We start from the raw sequence: 1,051 nt of genomic DNA on the forward strand, positions 1-1,051 counted from the left end.
GGGCTCTGTTGCACAATTCGGCTGATGGCCCAGGCTCCCCTTTCCCCGGACGGACTTATCCCGCGGCTTCTGTGACGGGTATGCCGAGCGCGGTGTAGCCGTTCAGGACGGCGATGCGGACCTGGAGTTCTGCGACCTGACGGTCGAAGTCCCGTGCCATGAGCCGCTGGCCCAGAAGTTTCACACAATGCATCTTCGTCTCGACGCGGCTCCGGCGGTGGTATCCGCTCCATCGCCGCCAGAGCGCCCGGCCAAGGTATTTGACGGCACGCAGGGCGTCGTTTCGCGCCGCGGCTCCGGCAGTGGTGGTCTTCCAGGGCTTCGCGTTCTTGCGGGGCGGGATGACGGCCTGGGCTCCGCGCTCGGCGATCGCATCATGGCACTTGCGGGTGTCGTAGGCACCGTCGGCGGTCACCGAGCCGATCTCTTCGCCAAGCGGTATCTGGCTGAGCAGATCGGGCAGGACAGGTGCGTCACCGATATGGCTTCCGGTGATCTCGACAGCACGGATCTCCAGCGTTTCCTCATCAATTCCGAGATGAAGTTTGCGCCAGACCCGCCGCTTGGGACCGCCGTGCTTGCGGGCGTGCCACTCGCCTTCACCTTCGACCTTGATCCCGGTGCTATCGATCAGCAGGTGCAGCGGCCCCTTGGACCCGCGATAGGGGATGTTCACGGCCAGGGTCTTCTGGCGGCGCGACAGCGTGCTGAAATCCGGCACGGCCCAGTCCAGGCCAACCAGCCGCAACAGGCTTTCCACGAAGCCTGTCGTCTGGCGGAGAGCCATGCCGAACAGCACCTTCATCGAAAGGCAGGTCTGAATAGCGGCATCGCTGTAGGTTCGTTGGCGACCACGTCTGCCTGTCGGTGCGGCATCCCAGGTCACAGTGGGATCAAACCAAATGGTCAGCGAACCTCGGCGCTTGAGCGCTTCATTGTAGGTTGGCCAGTTCCTGGTCCGGTAGGTCGGGGGCGTGGGTCTACTCATGCATCGCAGCTACCACGCTGGATTCACGAAATGAATCCCTCACGCGATTTGTGCAACAGAGCC

General features: G+C 63.3%; 1 protein-coding gene. It reads right to left on the reverse strand.

Translation table 11 applies throughout. From position 1 onward, the window contains the following. Positions 1-55 precede the first annotated feature (55 nt). A complete protein-coding gene (locus tag WA237_RS18630) occupies positions 56-988 on the reverse strand; it encodes an IS5 family transposase (protein ID WP_286907628.1) in 933 nt (310 codons plus the stop codon). Positions 989-1,051: the final 63 nt, after the last annotated feature.

It is taken from the genome of Roseovarius sp. CH_XMU1461, assembly GCF_037027165.1.
Lineage (GTDB): Bacteria > Pseudomonadota > Alphaproteobacteria > Rhodobacterales > Rhodobacteraceae > Roseovarius > Roseovarius nubinhibens.

Bases quoted from the DNA above. Each gene is read 5' to 3' on its own strand.
- WA237_RS18630 (WP_286907628.1), bottom strand. From the start codon at position 988: ATGAGTAGACCCACGCCCCCGACCTACCGGACCAGGAACTGGCCAACC.